The following is a 20365-nucleotide window of genomic DNA, read 5'->3' on the forward strand; positions in this document are numbered from 1 at the left end:
AGCCCACATTACCATAGCGTAATAGGGGCTACTTTTTAATCTTACTCCGTAAATACAACACCTGCCTCATCAAGCGCTTTTCGAGCACGATCCGCTAACAATTGGTGAGCTAAAGCAGTTGGATGCACTAAATCAAAAAATAAATAACCATCACAAGCATCATTCAATTTAGGTTTTGCTGCCCTAACCAGATTTAATACTGATTTTTTAGCGAAATTATCGTTGATTAAATCAACACAAGACCCACTAATATTATTAAATCCATACACCTGTGGATTAGAAACAACATCATTAAACGATTGGTTCATATCAAAAAACAACCATTCAACATCCGGATATTGCTGTTTTAGATTAGCTAACGAGTTATTCAACAGCGTATTATGAACTTGCGAGAAATAAGACATCGTTTCAATCGCTTCGAATTCAATAGCCGCTGGAGTACTTCCCAAATCAGGAATATTAACCACTAAAATATGTTTTGCTCCCTTCTGAGCCAAACTCTGTAAACTCTCGGTAATTCCCTCATTTACCTCACGGATAGTTTTATCAACTTCGGCAGGCAATGCTAAATAATTATTGGCGCCTATCCACACTACATAAAGGCTATCTGAACTTGCCTTATTTTGGTGGGAGGCGAAGTAATCTTTTACTTCTCTTCTTAAAGTAAACAAAACATCATCATCTTCTTCATCTGAAGAAACGCCGGCCCCGCCATAAGCATAATCTAGTAAATGCGCACCTGGATCCTTAGGAAAATAAGAGGCGGCTAAATGTTCTACCCATACCGGTCCATTTGAAAAACGACCCTTAAAGTAAGGAGGAGATGGAGGCAATTGATGATTCATGAATTCATAGAGATTGCCGTTATCCGACAAGCTATCACCGAATACAACTATATTATGGAGAGGTGTTGCTAGAACAATTCCAGAAAATAAAAAAGCAGCTAAAGTTGCTAACAGTCTCATGTATACCCTTAATTATAATTGATTGTTTTTAAAAACAAAATTTATCGATAATTATATCATTAAATAATTTTTTTGTTTATTTAACTCGCATTACCGATCCCCAATACCTCTGAGCCCAACATAAGAACACATCTTCATCCATAAGGAAATACCCTGTGCTCCTCTTCTTGCCCTAATTTCGAAAGATCCTTATAGTATTTCATTTATGGTAAGGAGACCTTAAATGACCATATTTGAACAAGAATTCATCGAAAAATCCCTAAATCTACTCCATCAGATTCTTTCTTGTGAAACAAAATTAGCTGATGCAATTGATGCATTTACTCAAAATGATCCACATAATCACCGCTATCAGCTCCATTCAAAAGTCACTGACGCCCAAAATTGGGAACAGCTTGAATTACTTCAAGTGAGTGCGGCCTATTCTGAAACCCTATTTCGCACCATCAGTTCCTATAGTCAAGATCCAACGATTAGCCCCCAACAAATTGATGCGGCAATCAAATTATTAGAAAAAGACTATTTCAGCTTAATAACGTCTAATACTACTCCGCAGCAACGAATTAGCTCGATTACAAACAAGATTGCGCAAATAAAGTTAGATAAGATTGATACGGAAGACAGTAATCCAGTTACAGAGAAACCAACAGCCCATCCCTATAAATTTTTTACTCCTGAAACTACAACGGCAGGTTTGATTCTCACTGCATCACTCGCAGCGGCAGCAACACTCTATTTTGCAGCAAAATAGAAACAACTCTTCTCCTAATTAAAGGAGAAGAGCCCCTTCTATAGCTAATTAAGCGCCACTACTAATTAAAGTTAATTTTAACTGACGACCACAAACCCATGCTTTGGTTAAATCATTTACTACTTCTTTAGACATACCTTTCGGTAGGCGGACAGTAGAATGATCGTCATGGATTTTAAGACCAGTAATATGACGACTTTGTAAGCCAGCTTCATTCGCAATCGCGCCTACAATATTGCCTGGTTTTACACCATGGACTTTACCCACGTCAATACGGAATAAATCCTGCTCAGCACCACCCGCAGCAACACCAGCACTATCATCATTAAATTTCTTACGACCACCATCACCAAAACCTTTTCGGTCATTAGAACGTCGCTCATCAGAACGTGAGAATGAACGCTCACGATCAAATCGAGATCCTCGCTCTCCACGTCCTTCTTTTTCAGGGCGAGCAGCTTTAGGCAACGATTGTTCTTTTTGCTGCCATGGCTGATCTTTATGAATTAACAAGGCCAAGGTAGCAGCAACATCCACAGCAGAAACTTCGTTTTCTTTAATGTACTCTTCAACAATCCTTTTGTATGAATGCAAATGCTCATGCTCTAAGCGCGCAGTGATATTTGCCATGAAACGCTGTTGTCGTGCAACTTGAATCATGTGATCGTTCGGAACCGTTACTTTCGTAATGCGCTGACGTGTATGTCGTTCAACACTACTGATTAAACGTGATTCCTTTGGTGTAACAAACAGAATAGCAACACCAGAACGACCCGCTCGACCAGTTCGCCCAATACGATGAACATAGGTCTCATTATCATGCGGCAAATCGTAGTTAATTACGTGAGTAACACGCTCAACATCTAATCCACGCGCAGCAACGTCCGTAGCTACTAAAATATCAATTGCTCCTTGACGGAACTGAGCAATAATACGCTCGCGTAAAGCTTGAGTAATATCGCCATGGATCGCCATAGCCCGCAAACCTTGCTGCTGCAATAATTCAGCCACCTCTTCAGTGCTACTCTTAGTACGCACGAAGATTATTACGCCTTGATATTCTTCAACCGCTAAGACACGTGATAGTGCATCTGGTTTTTGATAACCGGCAGCAAATAAGAAGCGTTGTTCGATGCTTTTTACCGTTGCAGTTTCTGCGCGAATTTCAACTGACTCAGGGTTATGTAAATAAGTATTCGCAATTTGCCGAATACGATGGGGCATTGTTGCCGAAAACAATCCAATTTGTTTTTTCTCTGGGAGTTTCGCCATAATGGTTTCAATATCTTCAATGAAACCCATACGTAACATTTCATCGGCTTCATCGAGGATAAAAGTACGTAGATTGTTCAAAACCAAAGTACCTTTATCAATGTGATCTAAAATACGACCTGGCGTACCTACAACTACTTGTGCGCCCGCACGTAATTGTTTTAACTGACGGCCATACTCTTGCCCACCACATAAGGTAGCAACAGTCACACCACGTTGTCTGGCACTTAATAATTCGAATTGTTCTGCTACCTGAATAGCTAATTCGCGAGTAGGCGCTAAAATTAACGCTTGGGTTCCTTGAATGCTGGGTGATAAGCTTTGTAAAATCGGCAATGCAAAAGCCGCGGTCTTACCAGTTCCGGTTTGCGCCAAGGCAATAATATCTTTTCCTTCCAACAAAAGTGGGATAGTTTGAATTTGAATGGGTGATGGTGTAGTAAACTTCATATCCTCCAGTGCCTTATTTATAGCATCTGAAAAATTAAAGGAGGCAAAGTTTGGTATATCTTGAATCATAAACTTCCTAATCGTGTAATGCATGGCCTAAAAAGGCCAAGCTATATAAAATTTGCTCAGTATAATAACAAAATAAACAGTGTCATGCACTATATTTGTTACATTTAATTCAAATTCAACTATTAAAAATTTGAAATTATTATTAATATTCATCGGGCTTATGAATTATATTTTGTCTTTACTTTATTCCTTTGTTACATTCACCAGGAAGCAAAGTAACATTAAACTAGGGATTTTTATTATGATAAACAAAGGGTTATTTGGGTTGCTCCTCCTATTTACACAATACGTTTCTGCCGAAGTGCCTACTTTAGCTAAGGCGTTAGACAACAAAAGCTCCGACTCCATTGCTGAATTATCGGTAGCTGTTAACGATCGAAGCGCAATCGTCTGCTCTAATTTCGTTCAAAACTGCACTATCAATATTGGCACGACGAGTTGCGTCACCCCCCCTGGTTTCATTACTGTGACTAATAATTCCATCGTGAACGCACGAAATATAGCAGCCTCATCCTCCGATGCAAATTATTTAAGTTCCGTGATGCAAAATAACCACTGTCCGTCCATCTTAAAGCCTCAAGCCAGTTGCACTATATCATTCACCTCCAATACCCCAAGTGCATATTATGTGCCTAATGTAGTGGTTAAAGGAAGTAATACAAATGCGACCTTTTTTAACATTAATGCAATTCAATGTTCAACACCACAAACAGGAGCGTTAGTGCCTATTCCTGGAAGCCCATTTGCAACCGGGAATCCAAATAATCTTGCCGCAACACCAAACAGTAAATTCCTTTATGTTGCAAACTATGGTAGTGGTGTAACAGGTTATTTAATTACCCCCACCACAGGTGTCTTAGTCCCGCTAGCAGGAAGCCCTTACAATCCAGGTAATGATTATTCTGGCATAGCTGTAAGCCCTAATGGCCAGTATGTTTACACTACCGACTCTACAAATAACCTTGTTGCACAATTCGCTATTAATCAAACTACTGGCGTACTAACATTTGTAAATAGCTACCCTTCGGGATCATCAAGTCCGGTGTTTATTGGACTCACCCCAAATGGACAATTTGCCTATGTGGCCAACCTAAACGGACACACTGTTTCAGCTTATACTGTCAACCCCACTACTGGAGCATTAACAGCAATTGCAGGAAGTCCTTTCTCTATCCCCCCAAGCAGCTCTCAACCCGTAGGCCTCACCTCGTCACCTAATGGCCAGTTTCTCTATGTAATTGATTATTTTAGTGCGTTCACCGGTGGCCACGTTCATGCCTTTAGTATTAATCAAAGTACCGGAGCATTAACTGCTCTCTCTGGTAGCCCATATCAAACGGGAACCTACCCTACGTCAATTATTACAAACTCTACAGGCTCTTTTATTTATGTGGCAGCAGGTAATGGACCAGGCTTGAAAGCCTCTGAGTTTAATACCTCTATTTGGATTTATTCAGCAAATTCTACAACGGGTGCTTTAACTGATGTAACCCCCATCATGCCAGATACAGCAGCCTCAGGCATTGCTTTAACGCCTGATGATAAATTTACTTATGATACGCGCTATCAAGATGACTTAATCATTGCCAGTAGTGTTGATCCAACTTCGGGCTTATTATCAATTCTACCCGATAGCCCCTATGCTACCGGCAGTGGACCTTCGGCAATAATCGTGACCCCTAATGGTTTATTTGTCTATGTGGTTAACGCAAGTAGTAATACAATCAGCGGGTATGTTATCCATTAACTCCCAATCACCTGTATTATGACTTCGTTGAATACGAGAGGTTTAACTTTTGCAAATTAGTAATGGTGTAACCTGGTTGCTAGGAACCAGGTTACACCTAACCGTTATATTAACGCGGCTAAACGACAAGCTTGATCAATCGCATGACGTGCATCAAGTTCTAAAGCTTTATAAGCACCACCTATTAAATGCACTATTTTACCAGCTTCTTTTAATGGACCCTGCAATGCAGCAAACTCAACTTGGCCTGCACAAATTACCACGTTATCTACAGCTAAAAGCCGGGGCACTTCGTCGATCTGCACATGCAAGCCTTCATCATCTATCCGTTCATAAGTCACCCCGGAAAGCATTTGGACTTGCTTATGTTTCAAGCTCAGGCGATGAACCCAGCCTGTAGTTTTACCCAAACGCTTACCCAATTTTTCTTTTTTACGCTGCAGTAAATAAACCGCTCGTGGGCTTGGAGCTACTTGGGCTGGCTTAATGCCTCCTCGATGTGCTCCAGTCACATCAATCCCCCACTCATCATAAAATTCTGCTGCGGAAGCATGAGATTCATGGGTTAAAAATTCAGCAACGTCAAAACCAATTCCACCCGCTCCAATAATTGCGACTCGTTCTCCTACTGATTTTTGGCCGGTAATTACTTCGATATAACTTAAAACTTTTGGATGATCAATTCCGGGAATATCTGGAGTACGCGGTTTAATGCCACTTGCTAAAACAATTTCATCAAACTCTTTCAATTGCTCAACAGTGGCCTCGGTTTGTAGACGCACATCTACTTCATATTTTTCTAACTGATACTTAAAATAATCCAAAGTATGCTGAAACTCTTCTTTACCAGGAATTCTTTTCGCTAAGTTAAATTGCCCACCGATTTGCTCAGCCTTTTCAAAAACTGTGACTTGATGACCTCGTTCGGCAGCAACTGCAGCAAAGGCCAAACCAGCAGGCCCAGAACCAACTACTGCAATGGATTTGCGTTCGGAAGTTTCTTCATAAATCAACTCGCTTTCATTACATGCTCTTGGATTTACCAAGCAAGAGGCTGTTTTATTAACAAAAATACGATCCAAACAGGCCTGATTACAGGCAATACATACATTAATCGCCCTACTTTCGCCTAATTTAGCTTTTTCGGCAAATTGTGCATCGGCTAAAAAGGGTCTTGCCATAGAAACCATGTCTGCGACACCCGACTCAATTATCTGATTAGCTAGTTCAGGTGTATTAATGCGATTCGATGTAATCACAGGGATGCTGATTTCAGGTTTTAAGTGTTTTGTTATCGGGGTAAATGCTGCTTCAGGAACCATTGTAGCTATTGTTGGAATACGCGCCTCATGCCATCCTATACCCGTATTGATTATGGTAGCCCCTGCTTGCTCAATGGCTTTAGCCAATTGCACTACTTCTTCCCAACTACTGCCATCACTAATTAAATCCAGCATGGACAAACGATAAACAATAATAAATTTCTCGCCTACCGCTTCACGCACACTGCGTACGACCTCAATCGGAAACCGCATCCGATTCTCATAACTCCCACCCCACTCATCTGTACGTTGATTGGTATGGGTAACGATGAATTGGTTAATTAAATACCCCTCACTTCCCATGATTTCAATCCCATCATACCCAGCTAATTGAGCCAGACGTGCACAACGCGCAAAATGTTTGATGGTTTTTTTAATCCGGTATTTACTCATTCCCCAAGGTTTGAAGGGGCTAATCGGAGATTTAATTGCACTAGGAGCTACAATAAAAGGATGAAAACCATAACGCCCTGCATGTAAGGCCTGCAGCAAGATTTTACCACCCGCATCATGAACAGTTTGCGTGACTAATTCATGCAATTGTTGTTCTTTACTATTAGTTAGTTTCGCAGAAAAAGGCGCTAAACGTCCTGCCCTGTCCGGAGCAAAACCACCCGTGGTGATTAAACCCACCCCTCCCAGCGCACGTTCGCGATAAAATTGCGCTAAGCGATTCAAACTTCTCTTATCTTCTTCAAGACCCGTATGCATTGAGCCCATTAATAAACGGTTTTTTAATTGCGTAAAGCCTAAATCTAAAGGCTGGAATAAGGCTTTGAATGGGGTATTATCAATTCTCAAATCCATGAGCGCTCTCACTATAAAGCTGCTAAATCAAAAGTATAAACCGGGTTAGGCTCTTTTTCACCGAAAATCTTTTCCGTTCGAAATCCCATACCCCCCAAAAGACCCACAAAAAAACATACAGATCAATTTCTATACATTTGCATTTTTATAAACTATACTCTTAAAGAGGGCTTATTTGGGGATAGATTTATGAAGGATCCTTTTGCGGCACTAAAAGACGCCTTACAACCAGTTTTTCATAGAGCACCTATGAGAAATGAGCGTTTCATTTACTCTGAGATTCAGCAACTAAAACAATCTTTGGATAATTACCATCCCGTTCCACAAAGAAAGTTTATTGAGTTGTTGAAATTTCTAAAGGCAGTGATTCCTCATCTGGAAAACTGGCATCTGGAATTTGGTGTTATCAAAACACAAATTGATTGCTTAACGAAAACCCTTAATTTACCGCCTATGAAGTGGGATAATTACCTGTCTCATTCTAGCGCCTCTCTCAAATTTCAATTCAGTGCATTAAATCACAGACCCCAAGAAGCAGACTTATTAACCTGGTTAACCCATAAATCAGGAACCACCATTAAACACGAGAGCCCTAACTCGATTATTACCATGCTGTTGGAATATAGAGAGCATTTTGGATTCAGCCAAAAATTAAGCGCTCAGCTGAAGAAAGAACCACATTTTTTAACCAACCTGATTATGGAATCAGAGAATAACTTTGTACAAATTGTACGAACACGCTTAGTACTCTATTTAACTGATAGACAACTAGCAGAAGCAATCATTAAACACATTCCTCACTTTGTGCAAAATAATCCAGATCCGATTACTAAAGCAGCACAGCTGGTGGAAAAACTTAATGAGATATTGTCGAATGGCCGTTCGATATCAACCTTACTACGTAATGCCGAAGCAAAATTTATTTTGGACAGTTCAGAACTAATCCAAAGATATCAAACAGTTGAATTGGCAAAAAATGGATCGAAAAACGTTCACCGGGTGTCGGATAACTCTCCCTCTTTATCGGAAGAAGGAGAGTTTAAGCTAACATTTTAGCACTGTATTAATCTAATAACCCTAAAGATTTAACAGTATCACGTTCCTGTCTCAGTTCATCTAAAGTTTTATTAAACATTTCACGACCATAATCATTCATCGTTAAACCTTCAACAACTTTGAGTTCACCGTTTTCACGACGGCAGGGAACAGAGAAAATCAAGCCTTTATCAACACCATACTCACCTTCTGAATGACGACACATAGAGAAAGATTCACCAGCTGGAGTATCAAAAACAAGATGATTCACCCCAGTAATTATCGCATTTGCAGCAGATGCAGCTGAAGAAAGACCACGTGCTTTAATGATTGCTGCCCCACGTTGTTGGACTGTAGAAACAAAAGTATCTTTCAGCCAAGCATCATCATTAATTACGTCTGCAGCAGACTTACCATTAATCTTCGCGTTATAAAAGTCTGGGTATTGTGTTGCAGAATGGTTGCCCCAAACTGTCATTTGACTTACCGCAGTAATATCAACACCTGCTTTTTGTGCTAATTGCGTACGCGCTCTTAATTCATCTAACGTAGTCATCGCATAGAAACGATCATTAGGAACATCACGTGCATGATGCATGGCAATTAAACAGTTAGTATTGCATGGGTTACCCACTACAAACACGCGCACATCATCACTAGCATTATCGTTAATTGCGTGACCTTGCTTGGTAAAAATTCCACCGTTAATTTGTAACAGATCAGAACGCTCCATACCTTGCTTACGTGGAACTGAACCTACTAATAAAGCCCAATTAACCCCATCCATTGCCTTATTCAAATCAGAGGTACAAACAATGCGCTTCAATAGTGGGAATGCGCAATCATCCAACTCCATGGCTACCCCATTTAATGCCTGAAGTGCTGGCTCAAGCTCTAGTAGGTTTAATTCTACTTCAGTATCTGCACCAAACATTTGTCCAGAAGCGATACGGAATAATAATGCGTATCCAATTTGTCCTGCTGCGCCTGTAACAGCTACTCTAACTCGTCTCTTTGCCATGTTATCCCCTTTTTTTCTTATTCATTTTTGTGACAAAACGCATGTCATGATACTATTGCATTTCCAAACAAGCCAGTCTAAAAGTGTAATGATTCCTTTATCGTTGTATATTCATATTCCTTGGTGTATTCGTAAATGCCCTTATTGTGATTTTAATTCTCATAAAAGTCCGGAAATTTTGCCAGAGCAAAATTACATTCAGGCGCTTATTTCCGACCTAAAAACTGATTTACTTGAATTCCAGTCTCGTGAAATCAGCTCAATTTTTATCGGCGGAGGCACACCCAGCCTATTATCGGCAGAAGCCTATCACACTTTATTTGCCGAATTAAAAAAAATATTGCCCTTTGCCCCAAATATTGAAATCACGATGGAAGCAAACCCTGGGACTGTAGAGCAGCAACGCTTTACTGATTATCGACACAGCGGAATTAACCGTCTATCTCTAGGCATTCAAAGTTTTAATCCGAGGCACCTAAAAGTTCTGGGACGAATTCATGATGAGCAACAAGCACATCGAGCTATTGCCGCCGCACGCAATGCCGGTTTTGATAATCTAAATCTGGATATTATGCACGGCTTGCCACAACAAAGCATTGCTCAAGGTATGGATGATTTACGTACAGCCTTGTCCTATGAGCCCGAACATTTTTCCTGGTATCAATTAACCATAGAACCAAATACTGTTTTTTACAAAGAAAATCCACCACTCCCCTCCGAAGATGATGCCTGCATCTTAGAGGAGCAAGGGTTAACCTTGTTAAAAGAATCTGGATTTACCCGTTATGAGATTTCTGCTTTTTCTAAAGCGAATAAACAATCGCGCCATAATTTGAATTATTGGTTATTCGGCGATTATCTAGGTATTGGTGCAGGAGCTCATGGAAAAATAACCACTGATGATGGTGTTTTACGAACACGGAAACATCGCCAACCTAAAGATTACCTAAACGTGGAAAAACCTTTTCTTGCCAATATGGAACAAGTAGAAGGTTCTGAGTTGATTTTTGAATTCATGCTTAACACAACACGTTTAGAACAAGCCATTCCCTTAGAACTATTCACCGAGCGCACTGGGTTAGATCAAGCTGAGTTATTGAGACCCTTACACGTGGCAGCTCAGAAAAAACTAATTTATCTGACCGAAACTCATTGGCAAGTTACTGAGTTTGGCAGAAGATACACCAATAACTTGCAAGCACTTTTTTTACCAGAAGCACAGTAATACGCGAATTTTAGTTAAGGATCGCCTAGAATATAAGGAAATCAATTCTATTGCGATTTAAGACTCCGAAAGTGCAAGCAAGCAGGACGATTAGGGGATTTTTTAGCGAAAAAGGCATTGATTTATTAGATGTTTTAGGTAATTCTTATCCAAAAACTGATATTACTAGTCTAAATAAAGGAGTAATCCGTGATTTTAGCTGCTTTTTTGATCATACTTGCCTATTTAATGGGGTCGATTTGTTCTGCGGTTATAGTATGTAAAACATTTACATTGCCTGATCCACGTTCAGAGGGCTCTCAAAACCCAGGTGCAACGAATGTGTTGCGACTGGCGGGCAAAAAATACGCCACCATCGTTCTAGTCACGGATTTACTCAAAGGTACCCTTCCTGTTCTTATTGCCAAAATGTTTGGTGCTGATGCAACCCTAGTGAGCTATGTTGCCTTAGCCGCAGTAATTGGCCATATGTACCCGGTTTTCTTCGGGTTTAAAGGGGGAAAAGGCGTTGCTACTGCTATTGGTGCTCTTTTAGGCTTTCAATTTATTGTAGGGATCATGGTGACGGCAACCTGGTTATTGGTTGTTCGATTCTCTCGCTACTCATCTCTAGCTTCTATTGTTTCGATCAGCTTAGCACCGTTCTATTCCATACTAATTATCGGCCGTATCGAAATATTCCCACCTATCTTTTTTATGGCCGTATTAATTTTAATCAAACATAAAGACAATATTCTTCGTTTGATCGATGGCACCGAATCCAAGGTTAAATTCAAACAAAAGAGTGTCCTTGAAGAAGTAATGGATGATACTCCGCTTCCAGCCAATTCAGCCGATATCACCGCAGATGAACACCCAGCAACCGCTGAAGTTATTGAATTATCTTCCGCACGTAAAAAAACAGCCGTAAAAAAAGCAGCTGCCACCCCCAAACCAGTAGCTAAAGAAAGACCCATAAAAAAAGCTACCGTAAAAAAAACAGCCGCTAAAAAAGATGAAGCTGAAAAGAAACCTAAGTCTACGCAAAAGCCTGCAGCACCCAAGACGAAAAAGCCTAAAAAGGAAGAACCTAAAGACAAGGGATAAATTACCCCTCATAAAAAGTACGCTGGTAGGCACTTACTTAAGTTGCCCTTAACAAATAATACTCACGAATTACTGCGGTATCCATAAGTTGGGAATGAGGCACAAGATTAATCTGGCTACCGTGGCCAAGCCACGGTAAATTCGGCTTTCTATAGTAAGGCTAGTGGGAATTGTAAATGTCTACGCCAAAGGCCAGCGCGCCTTAACCTCAACCCCAACGTGCGAATCCTGTTCCCCAGTCACCATACGTAGACAACCAGCATAGGCAACCATAGCCCCATTATCTGTACAATACTCAAGTGCAGGAAAATAAATCTCCCCACCAATTCCATTCATCCATTGCTGCAAGGCCATGCGCAAAGCCTTATTGGCGCCTACGCCACCAGCAACCACTAAACGCTTGCATTCAGAATCTTGTATCGCACGTTTACATTTAATGATTAAAGTCTCCACCACCGCCAGCTGAAATGCTTTGGCAATTTCTGCTCGTGCTTGCTCATCTTTATTGCTTTGATTCCAGGTATTCAGGGAAAAAGTTTTTAAACCGCTAAAACTGAAATCCAAACCTGGCCTATCCGTCATTGGACGTGGAAAACGATAGGGAGTCGATTCACATTGATCTGCAAGGGCGGCTAATACAGGGCCACCTGGATAAGGAATTCCCATTAGCTTAGCAGTTTTATCAAAAGCCTCCCCCACCGCATCATCCAAGGTGTCGCCTAATAATCGATAATCGCCCAATGCTTTCACTTCAATTAATTGACAATGGCCACCCGACACTAAAAGCGCAATGAAAGGAAATTCCAAGGAAGGTGTTTCCATTTTAGCGGCAAGTAAATGCGCTTCCAAATGATGAATACCTAAAGCGGGAATATTTAATGCATAAGCCAAACTTTTGGCAAAACAAGCCCCCACTAATAAAGCGCCAATTAACCCTGGGCCTGCAGTATAAGCAATACCATCAAGGTCATACTTCTTCAAATTAGCTCGTTGCAATACTTCATCAAGTAAAGGAATAAGGTAATTCACATGATCTCGTGAAGCGAGCTCAGGTACGACGCCACCATGCACCCTATGTGTGTCAATTTGGGAATGTAAAGCATGCGCTAATAAGCCTGCACCCGAATCATAAATAGCAACCCCAGTTTCATCACAAGAAGACTCTATACCTAATACCAACATGGCAAACCTGACAATAATAAATCAACTAAAAATTATAACATAAAATAAAAACAAAATAATTTCATGCTATAATCTTGACGAGGGCTTCAAGTCGCACTAGAATTGCCCACCTACTCAGAATAAATTGTTAGAGGAAAAACTTAATGCCTACAGTTCGCGTCAAAGAAGGCGAAAACCCAGAATACGCACTGCGCCGTTTCAAGCGCTCTTGTGAAAAAGCCGGAATTTTAACCGAGCTACGCCGTCGTGAATTTTATGAAAAGCCAACTGCTGAGCGCAAGCGTAAACAAGCTGCCGCAGTGAAACGTCACCTAAAGAAAATTTCTCGTGACACTTCTTCACGACAAAATGTAAAACGTCGCCGTAAATAAAGTTTTTCATTCTGTATTATTGACCAAGGTCACATTTTGTGGCCTTTTGGTTTTTGTACAAGCCTCATTTCCTTCACCTAAGGATTAGATCATGACTATTAAAGAACGTCTCAACAATGATATTAAAGACGCAATGCGTGCAAAAGATAAAAATCTATTAACCACATTACGTTTAATCACTGCAGCAGTAAAGCAGATTGAAGTTGATGAACGTATTGATGTCGATGAAGAACGCATGTTAGCGATTTTGGATAAAATGAGTAAACAACGTAAAGAGTCTATTTCTCAATACGAAAAAGCTAATCGTGACGATTTAGTAGCACAAGAACAATTTGAGCTTTCAGTTATTGCTAAGTACTTACCTGAGCCATTATCTGCCGCAGAAATCGAAAAACTGGTCCACGATGCAATTGCATCTACTGGCGCTGAAAAAATGGCAGATATGGGCAAAGTTATGGCACAGTTAAAGCCAAATCTGCAAGGCCGTGCTGATATGTCGCAAGTAAGCACTCTAATTAAGGCCAAGTTAAGCTGAGGATATCTATGTCTGGCTTAATTCCGCAGCCATTCATTGACGATCTCCTGCAACGCACTGATCTGGTTGAGCTCATTGACAGCTATGTTCCCCTTAAAAAAAGGGGAAATAGCTATACTGCGTGCTGCCCATTTCATAATGAAAAATCCCCTTCATTCAACGTTGTTGCCAGGAAACAATTCTACCATTGCTTTGGCTGTGGAGCCTCAGGCAATGCGATTAGCTTTGTGATGAATTATCTAAACCAAGGCTTTATTGATGCAATTGAAACCTTAGCAACTCGTATAGGGCTTACTGTTCCTCGTGATGGGCAAAATGAGAAAAATAATGTTTCGCAGGATTTATATAAACTCATGTCTGCGGTAAACCTTTACTATCAAAAACAACTCAAACACGAAGGACAAACTGCAATCAACTACTTACGTGCCAGAGGATTAAGTGGTGAAATTGCCAAATTATATCAATTGGGTTTTGCCAATGAAGGTTGGCATAATTTGGACAAAGCATTCCCTCGCAATCAAAAAGAATTAATCACTACAGGGATGCTCGTAAAAAATGATGATGGCAAAATTTATGATCGTTATCGCAATCGAGTCATGTTCCCGATCCATGATCGCCACGGACGCATCATTGGTTTTGGCGGCCGCGTACTTGATGACCAAAAACCCAAATACCTAAACTCCCCTGAGACCGTAATCTTTCAAAAAAGCAAAGAGCTTTATGGGTTGCATCAAATTTTGCAACAAAAGAAATCCATTGATTACATCATTATTGTTGAAGGCTATATGGATGTTATTGCCTTAGCACAGCATGGCATTATGAATGCTGTGGCAACTCTCGGTACTGCGACCAGCAGCTACCACATCCAACTGCTAGCCAAACATACTAAATCACTAGTATTTTGCTTTGATGGAGATAATGCAGGAAAACAGGCTGCTTGGCGTGCACTTGAAAGCAGTTTGCCTTACTTAAATGAAGGCTTAGATGCACGTTTTATCTTCCTTCCGGAAGAGCATGATCCCGATAGTTTAGTACGCGCAGAAGGCAATGAGAACTTTTTAACTCGGTTAAAACAAGCAATACCTTTGCACCGTTTTTTTCTCAATACCTTGGCTAAAAACATTAACTTGCAAAATCCCGCCGGGAAAACGCAGTTAATCAACTTGGTCAAACCTTTTTTACAAAAAATGACGGAAGGATCCTATAAGCAATTATTGATTGATGAACTGGCTCGTTTAACGCATATCGAAAGTCATAGACTCAATCTCTTGCTCACCGACCAAGCACCTACGGTCGCCCCCAAAGAACAAACAGCCACCATCGCACGCACCCCGATGCGCATTGCAGTGGCCCTACTCTTACAACATCCAGAAATCTATGCCAAGTGTAAAGAGCAAATTGCTCCTAACTTATTAGATGCTAACGAGCATGAAATTTTATTAAAGCTATTGCAGCAACTTGCAGCAAATCCACAAGCCAATACCGCCTCATTAATTGAAACCTGGCGTAACCATTCCTATTTTGATTTTATTAATCGGCTGGCAGCGTGGAATCATCAAGTCCCTGAACCAGAACTGGTAAAGGAGTTTATTGATATAATCTTATTTTTGCAAAAACAAAACCAAGAATTAATTATACGCCGCCTTATTGAAAAATCTCGTCAACAGGGCTTAAGCGAAGAGGAGCGAATGAGTTTGCAAAAAATGTTACAGGAGCGACACGTGTAAACATAAAAAACGTACCGGGGCTGTTTACATTTCTCTGACTTGAGCCAGAATACCGCGAGCATATAAATGTAAACAACCCCTACTCCAAGCCTGGCGCGGGGTAGAACAAATCAGTGCAAATAGTTCAATAAACTACTGGCATGTTCCTGCTAGCCAGTTTATAATCAGAACATTTTGTAATGCTTAATTGTCCTTAAAAGAAGTGCCTATGACCATGAATGATCAAGAACAGCAAAGCTCACAGATAACCAAAGTCATCAGCCTAGGAAAAGAACAGGGCTATTTGACTTACAGTCAAATCAATGACTTATTGCCTAACATCGTTGATACCGAACATTTCGATGTCATTATCAGTATGTTAGAAGGGATGAATATTAAAGTATTTGAACTCCCACCCGGCGATGACGAATTAGCTCTTCTACTTAATACTGAAGAAGTACCTGATATTGAAGAAGCGGCAATGGTACTTGCGTCTGTAGACAAAGAAACCGGCCGTACCACTGACCCGGTCCGTATGTACATGCGTGAAATGGGTACTGTTGAGCTCCTGACTCGTGAAGGCGAAATCCGTATTGCGAAACGCATTGAAGAAGGGATTTATCAAGTTCTTAAGTCTCTGGCGCACTATCCAGAAACTGTACAATTAGTTCTTGATGATTACGAACGCGTCAGCACTCAAGAAATTCGTCTTAACGAAATCATTAGCGGCTTTGCTGACGGTGACGAAGAAGTTGCTCCAGCTGCAAGCATTGGCTCTATGCTTGATGAAGTGCAGCAAGAAGCGATAATCTTAGCGGATGACGATGAAGAAAGTGAAAGTGACGGTGGGTTGGGTGAAGTTGATGATGGCCCAAATCCGGAACAAGCGCAAATTTACTTTGACGAACTACGTGTTTCTCTTGAAGTAGCAATTAACACTGGAAATGAACACGGCAGAGCACATGCTAAAACCCTAAAAGCTTTAGAGGCAATGTCCGAATCATTCTTAAAACTGAAGTTAACTTCACGACAAGTTGATCGCTTAACCCGACATTTCCGTCAATTACGTAATCATATTCGTGAATACGAGCGTAATATAATGCGCCTATGTATCGAAAAAGCGCGTATCCCGCGTAAGCTGTTTATTGATACATTCCCAGGACAAGAAACTGATCTTGAATGGTTAGGCAACATCACTACGAAGCATGCTAAAAAATTAGATATGCCGCGTATTGAGGAATACAAAGAAGAAATTCTACGCATCCAATCACGCCTGGTTTCTTTTGAAGTGGAATATGGCTTAAGCATTAGTGAAATTAAAGACATCAACCGTAAAATGTCGATTGGTGAAGCAAAAGCACGCCGCGCCAAAAAAGAAATGGTTGAAGCAAACTTACGTCTGGTAATTTCGATTGCCAAAAAATACACCAACCGTGGCTTACAATTCCTCGACTTAATTCAGGAAGGCAACATTGGTTTGATGAAAGCAGTAGACAAATTTGAATACCGTCGCGGTTACAAATTTTCTACCTATGCTACTTGGTGGATTAGACAAGCAATTACTCGCTCGATTGCGGATCAGGCACGTACCATTCGTATTCCGGTCCATATGATTGAAACCATTAACAAGCTCAATCGTATTTCCCGACAAATACTGCAAGAAACTGGCCGTGAAGCAACTCCTGAAGAGTTAGCAGAAAAAATGGAACTAAGCGAAGACAAAATTCGCAAAGTTCTAAAAATTGCTAAAGAGCCAATTTCGATGGAAACGCCAGTTGGTGACGACGATGATTCACACTTAGGTGACTTCATCGAAGACAACAACATTGAGTCGCCAATCGATATGGCAACTGCTGAAGGCTTACGCGAAGCAACTTTGGAAATCTTGGAAACCTTAACCCCCAGAGAAGCCAAGGTACTGCGCATGCGTTTTGGTATCGAAATGAATACCGACCATACTTTGGAAGAAGTAGGTAAGCAATTCGACGTAACCCGCGAACGTATTCGCCAAATCGAAGCGAAAGCACTACGCAAACTACGCCACCCATCACGCTCAGAGAAACTAAGAAGTTTCCTCGAAGGTGACGAAGGCTAACCCACGTTCTCTTAGCCTCAAAACTTGGGAAGTGACATTGCATGTAGGTTGGGCCCATGGCCCAACGATAAACTCTTCTGCGGCTCAATGCATGGTGTTGGGCCATGGGCCCAACCTACAATATATAAATCCTAACTAACAGCAAGGAAAGCCATACACTCCCCTCTCCTTCAATTATTATACTTAGCAGCCTCTTGAAGTCCCAAAACCGCTCCAAAGCGTTGTGATGCCGAAATAAAACTACAAAAAGCAATTAGTTCAATAACTTCCGCCTCAGAAAAGTAATCCTTCAAATAATTCACGTCCTGCTCACTAACCGTACTATGATCCATGGCAAATTTATTAGCAAACCGCAAAGCCACAAGCAAACGAGCCTCTCCCACATCCTTATCAGGAGGACCAGCCTTAGCCATACAATACTGACACTGATTCGTAAAAGCCAAAGCCCGTCGCACTTGCTCTAAAAAATTATCCCCAAAAGTTGAGCTCTTAAAAAAAGCCTCTTCCAAACCATTCCACGGCTCCAAAATATGCGGGGCATGCCCCAACAGACGTTCAAATGGAGTAGAGCCATTATTAGAAAGACGAATATAAGACATAATGATTACCTCAAACATACTAATAGTTCAAAGTAACATACAGCCCCACAAAAGCACACGCAAAAAAGCATTTAAAACACATAAAACCAATTGCTTATAAAAACTTACTAAAAAAACTGGAACAATATTCAATTTAAGTTTAAAATAAACTCCTCTTCCGGGCCCATAGCTCAGTTGGTTAGAGCAGCGGACTCATAATCCGTTGGTCCTAGGTTCAAGTCCTAGTGGGCCCACCAATAAAATCAAGTAGTTACGTGTAGTTATAGAAAATTCGTAAAAGTCATGTAGACGCAATGTAGACAAATAAAATGGGGGCTTTCCCATTTAAATTGGCACTCTATGGAGAAACGTTTATGGATTGGAAAAGTTATGCTCCTCTTTTTGCCTCTACAATTGCAGCTCTTTTAACCTTTATATTAAATAAGTATTTGTATAATAAACCCAGACTCATTGCGTATTATGGCCATGTATCAGCACATAAAATACCACTTGATAAAGGATACTCACTCAATTTATTACAAATGAAGGAGTTACCCGCTAAAGAATTTCTAGATGCAAATTTCAAAAATAAAATTCCTCTGATTATCCGTGTGAGAAATGATATTTGGATCTATGGGCTCAATTCTGAAGGTAATACTATACTTACTCAATCCTTGCAGACTGAAATTTATAATGAGTTACAAATAACAGAGCAAATAATTACACTAAGTGAAACCTCACCTTCAATATATGGAGATATTAACTTTATTGCAGGTCATATTTCCTCAATGAATGTACATACTCATGCTGTAGTAGTAAGAAACACCGGTAAACTTCCCACTAAAAATGTAAGATTAGGGCATAATTTTTTACCCAATTATAATATTTACCCAAATATCAAATATGAACTAGCAAACTTGCCTAATGGCGGAAAAGAAATTTCTTTTCCCATTCTTGTTCCTAATGCGCAAATAACTATTTCCTATTTATATTTTGCGCCAACTGTTTATACAGATATTAATACTCATGTTATGTCAGATGATGGTTTAGCAAAAGTTATAGATGTCATACCCTCTCCAAATCTTTCTACAAAAATAAAGAATACCCTTTGCATTTTGATTTTTACAGGCGCTGCTACTTTAATTTACTTTATGCTTATTTTATTAAATTGTATTTTTCATTGTTTTTACCACTAAGAATAAGCTAAATATTTGAGTCAACTTGAAGTTTATGGGATCAAACCTTCCTTTTTGTCTCGTATTATGCAAAAAGCAAGACTAGCCCCTGAAGCATCTTGTTGTTTCTTATCTACATATCTTAATAATTTTGCTAAATCACAATAAAGTAATGGGACAAAAATGCTACGTAAACAAGTATTGAGGATATGCAGATTTTCCAAATATGCATTTATTGACTGGGCAACGGAACCTGTTTTTAATAGGGGGCTTATTTTGGCGCTGATTGCACCCGCAATCACTCTCTCATTTTACCGTTATTTTTTTGGTACAGATAAAATGATGGAGGAATTAAATTCCTTAGCAATCGGCGCAATAGCTTTTGTTGGATCCTATCTAATATACCTTTTAATTGGTCTTATTTGCGCACCATTTATCGCTTATAAGAAAGAAAAGGAGAAAGGTAGTTTTTTTGAAAAACGGTTTGTTTATCACAAGCCTCATCACATTTACACAACAATTATTAAACCGGAACATCATAATCAAACCATAGATTTTGTAGTTCAAGATGCTGAACCTAACTCTTTAGTTTGTTTTGAGTTCAAATATAGAAATGGACTTGGTTATGTCTCAGTATTCGGATCGTCAGAAGAAGTGAAAAATGCAGCTGTAGCAGCCATTTTAAGAAAACAGAAGTTGAGCCTTAGAATAGATAAGCATAATAAAGCAACTTTAAAATGTTTCACGGCCAGTGAATCAGATGACACTCAACTTAGAATATATATGCTTAGTTGGGAATATTAAAGATTAGCAAGCGTAGGCTCGGCTGGAAGCCCAGCGAACTCCAATAACTCGAAAGCATCCGTACATGCCCATTCCTACGGTAGTGTTTAAATAACTGTGTCATCTCTTTTAACTTGTTATAATTTAACACTTAAAAGAGGTGCATATGAGTAAGAAGACAATTGATTTA

Annotated in this window: 17 protein-coding genes and 1 tRNA gene; 12 read left to right on the plus strand and 6 right to left on the minus strand. The window is 40.1% G+C overall.

From position 1 onward, the window contains the following. Positions 1 to 41: 41 nt before the first annotated feature. On the minus strand, positions 42 to 965 hold the full coding sequence (plaA, locus tag E1P08_RS15410; RefSeq protein WP_133137883.1) for a GDSL family lysophospholipase PlaA: 924 nt from the start codon (positions 963 to 965) through the stop codon (positions 42 to 44). A gap of 223 nt (positions 966 to 1188) precedes the next feature. On the opposite strand from plaA, the gene E1P08_RS15415 reads away from it, so the two are divergent. Continuing rightward, positions 1189 to 1716: a hypothetical protein gene (locus E1P08_RS15415; protein WP_133137884.1), complete on the plus strand. Its 528-nt coding sequence runs from the start codon at positions 1189 to 1191 to the stop codon at positions 1714 to 1716. A gap of 48 nt (positions 1717 to 1764) precedes the next feature. On the opposite strand, the gene E1P08_RS15420 is transcribed toward E1P08_RS15415, so the two are convergent. Then, positions 1765 to 3507, minus strand: a complete 1743-nt coding sequence (locus E1P08_RS15420; protein WP_133137885.1) for a DEAD/DEAH box helicase — start codon at positions 3505 to 3507, stop codon at positions 1765 to 1767. 241 nt (positions 3508 to 3748) lie between these two features. Here E1P08_RS15420 and E1P08_RS15425 point away from each other — a divergent pair, with 241 nt between their 5' ends. Then, positions 3749 to 5254, plus strand: a complete 1506-nt coding sequence (locus E1P08_RS15425; RefSeq protein WP_165485207.1) for a beta-propeller fold lactonase family protein — start codon at positions 3749 to 3751, stop codon at positions 5252 to 5254. A 104-nt stretch (positions 5255 to 5358) separates the two neighbouring features. On the opposite strand, the gene E1P08_RS15430 is transcribed toward E1P08_RS15425, so the two are convergent. Beyond that, on the minus strand, positions 5359 to 7383 hold the full coding sequence (locus E1P08_RS15430; protein ID WP_133137887.1) for an NADPH-dependent 2,4-dienoyl-CoA reductase: 2025 nt from the start codon (positions 7381 to 7383) through the stop codon (positions 5359 to 5361). A gap of 189 nt (positions 7384 to 7572) precedes the next feature. Here E1P08_RS15430 and E1P08_RS15435 point away from each other — a divergent pair, with 189 nt between their 5' ends. Next, the gene (locus tag E1P08_RS15435) at positions 7573 to 8439 is read left to right on the plus strand and encodes a hypothetical protein (RefSeq protein WP_133137888.1); all 867 of its coding nucleotides are present in this window, start codon (positions 7573 to 7575) and stop codon (positions 8437 to 8439) included. Between the two features lie 7 nt (positions 8440 to 8446). Here E1P08_RS15435 and E1P08_RS15440 read toward each other — a convergent pair whose 3' ends face one another. Then, a complete protein-coding gene (locus tag E1P08_RS15440) occupies positions 8447 to 9439 on the minus strand; it encodes a malate dehydrogenase (protein ID WP_133137889.1) in 993 nt (330 codons plus the stop codon). An 88-nt stretch (positions 9440 to 9527) separates the two neighbouring features. On the opposite strand from E1P08_RS15440, the gene hemW reads away from it, so the two are divergent. Together hemW and plsY are read left to right on the plus strand one after the other, a co-directional pair. Beyond that, a complete protein-coding gene (gene hemW / locus E1P08_RS15445) occupies positions 9528 to 10664 on the plus strand; it encodes a radical SAM family heme chaperone HemW (protein ID WP_133137890.1) in 1137 nt (378 codons plus the stop codon). 189 nt (positions 10665 to 10853) lie between these two features. Further along, on the plus strand, positions 10854 to 11750 hold the full coding sequence (gene plsY / locus E1P08_RS15450) for a glycerol-3-phosphate 1-O-acyltransferase PlsY (RefSeq protein ID WP_133137891.1): 897 nt from the start codon (positions 10854 to 10856) through the stop codon (positions 11748 to 11750). A gap of 180 nt (positions 11751 to 11930) precedes the next feature. Here plsY and tsaD read toward each other — a convergent pair whose 3' ends face one another. Beyond that, a complete protein-coding gene (gene tsaD / locus E1P08_RS15455) occupies positions 11931 to 12932 on the minus strand; it encodes a tRNA (adenosine(37)-N6)-threonylcarbamoyltransferase complex transferase subunit TsaD (RefSeq protein WP_133137892.1) in 1002 nt (333 codons plus the stop codon). Between the two features lie 143 nt (positions 12933 to 13075). Between tsaD and rpsU the strand changes: the two genes are divergently transcribed. The 4 genes from rpsU to rpoD all read left to right on the plus strand — a co-directional run bounded on the left by rpsU (position 13076) and on the right by rpoD (position 17639). Next, positions 13076 to 13303, plus strand: a complete 228-nt coding sequence (gene rpsU / locus E1P08_RS15460; protein WP_058533547.1) for a 30S ribosomal protein S21 — start codon at positions 13076 to 13078, stop codon at positions 13301 to 13303. Positions 13304 to 13394: 91 nt separating this feature from the next. Next, complete coding sequence (locus E1P08_RS15465) at positions 13395 to 13838, plus strand: GatB/YqeY domain-containing protein (protein WP_133137893.1); 444 nt, start codon at positions 13395 to 13397, stop codon at positions 13836 to 13838. Between the two features lie 8 nt (positions 13839 to 13846). After that, positions 13847 to 15565, plus strand: a complete 1719-nt coding sequence (gene dnaG, locus E1P08_RS15470; protein ID WP_133137894.1) for a DNA primase — start codon at positions 13847 to 13849, stop codon at positions 15563 to 15565. A gap of 208 nt (positions 15566 to 15773) precedes the next feature. Continuing rightward, on the plus strand, positions 15774 to 17639 hold the full coding sequence (rpoD, locus tag E1P08_RS15475; RefSeq protein WP_133137895.1) for an RNA polymerase sigma factor RpoD: 1866 nt from the start codon (positions 15774 to 15776) through the stop codon (positions 17637 to 17639). A gap of 170 nt (positions 17640 to 17809) precedes the next feature. Here the strand turns inward: rpoD and E1P08_RS15480 are convergent, their stop codons facing one another. After that, positions 17810 to 18238 (minus strand): carboxymuconolactone decarboxylase family protein, encoded by a 429-nt coding sequence (locus E1P08_RS15480; protein ID WP_133137896.1) that lies wholly within the window; start codon positions 18236 to 18238, stop codon positions 17810 to 17812. A gap of 159 nt (positions 18239 to 18397) precedes the next feature. Here E1P08_RS15480 and E1P08_RS15485 point away from each other — a divergent pair. The 3 genes from E1P08_RS15485 (at position 18398) to E1P08_RS15495 (ending at position 20196) form a co-directional block, all read left to right on the plus strand. Next, a tRNA-Ile gene (locus tag E1P08_RS15485) sits at positions 18398 to 18474 on the plus strand. Between the two features lie 117 nt (positions 18475 to 18591). Further along, positions 18592 to 19413, plus strand: coding sequence for a hypothetical protein (locus tag E1P08_RS15490; protein ID WP_133137897.1), 822 nt, complete (start codon positions 18592 to 18594; stop codon positions 19411 to 19413). 162 nt (positions 19414 to 19575) lie between these two features. Further along, positions 19576 to 20196, plus strand: coding sequence for a hypothetical protein (locus tag E1P08_RS15495; protein WP_133137898.1), 621 nt, complete (start codon positions 19576 to 19578; stop codon positions 20194 to 20196). The last annotated feature ends 169 nt before the right edge of the window (positions 20197 to 20365 follow it).

The sequence above is a fragment of the Legionella rowbothamii genome (genome assembly GCF_900639985.1).
GTDB classification, from domain to species: Bacteria; Pseudomonadota; Gammaproteobacteria; order Legionellales; family Legionellaceae; genus Legionella; species Legionella rowbothamii.

Bases quoted from the DNA above. Each gene is read 5' to 3' on its own strand.
- rpsU (WP_058533547.1), top strand. From the start codon at position 13,076: ATGCCTACAGTTCGCGTCAAAGAAGGCGAAAACCCAGAATACGCACTG.
- E1P08_RS15430 (WP_133137887.1), bottom strand. From the start codon at position 7,383: ATGGATTTGAGAATTGATAATACCCCATTCAAAGCCTTATTCCAGCCT.
- E1P08_RS15480 (WP_133137896.1), bottom strand. From the start codon at position 18,238: ATGTCTTATATTCGTCTTTCTAATAATGGCTCTACTCCATTTGAACGT.
- E1P08_RS15425 (WP_165485207.1), top strand. From the start codon at position 3,749: ATGATAAACAAAGGGTTATTTGGGTTGCTCCTCCTATTTACACAATAC.
- E1P08_RS15440 (WP_133137889.1), bottom strand. From the start codon at position 9,439: ATGGCAAAGAGACGAGTTAGAGTAGCTGTTACAGGCGCAGCAGGACAA.
- E1P08_RS15415 (WP_133137884.1), top strand. From the start codon at position 1,189: ATGACCATATTTGAACAAGAATTCATCGAAAAATCCCTAAATCTACTC.
- tsaD (WP_133137892.1), bottom strand. From the start codon at position 12,932: ATGTTGGTATTAGGTATAGAGTCTTCTTGTGATGAAACTGGGGTTGCT.
- E1P08_RS15495 (WP_133137898.1), top strand. From the start codon at position 19,576: ATGCTACGTAAACAAGTATTGAGGATATGCAGATTTTCCAAATATGCA.
- E1P08_RS15490 (WP_133137897.1), top strand. From the start codon at position 18,592: ATGGATTGGAAAAGTTATGCTCCTCTTTTTGCCTCTACAATTGCAGCT.
- dnaG (WP_133137894.1), top strand. From the start codon at position 13,847: ATGTCTGGCTTAATTCCGCAGCCATTCATTGACGATCTCCTGCAACGC.
- E1P08_RS15420 (WP_133137885.1), bottom strand. From the start codon at position 3,507: ATGATTCAAGATATACCAAACTTTGCCTCCTTTAATTTTTCAGATGCT.
- hemW (WP_133137890.1), top strand. From the start codon at position 9,528: ATGATTCCTTTATCGTTGTATATTCATATTCCTTGGTGTATTCGTAAA.
- rpoD (WP_133137895.1), top strand. From the start codon at position 15,774: ATGACCATGAATGATCAAGAACAGCAAAGCTCACAGATAACCAAAGTC.
- plaA (WP_133137883.1), bottom strand. From the start codon at position 965: ATGAGACTGTTAGCAACTTTAGCTGCTTTTTTATTTTCTGGAATTGTT.
- E1P08_RS15435 (WP_133137888.1), top strand. From the start codon at position 7,573: ATGAAGGATCCTTTTGCGGCACTAAAAGACGCCTTACAACCAGTTTTT.
- E1P08_RS15465 (WP_133137893.1), top strand. From the start codon at position 13,395: ATGACTATTAAAGAACGTCTCAACAATGATATTAAAGACGCAATGCGT.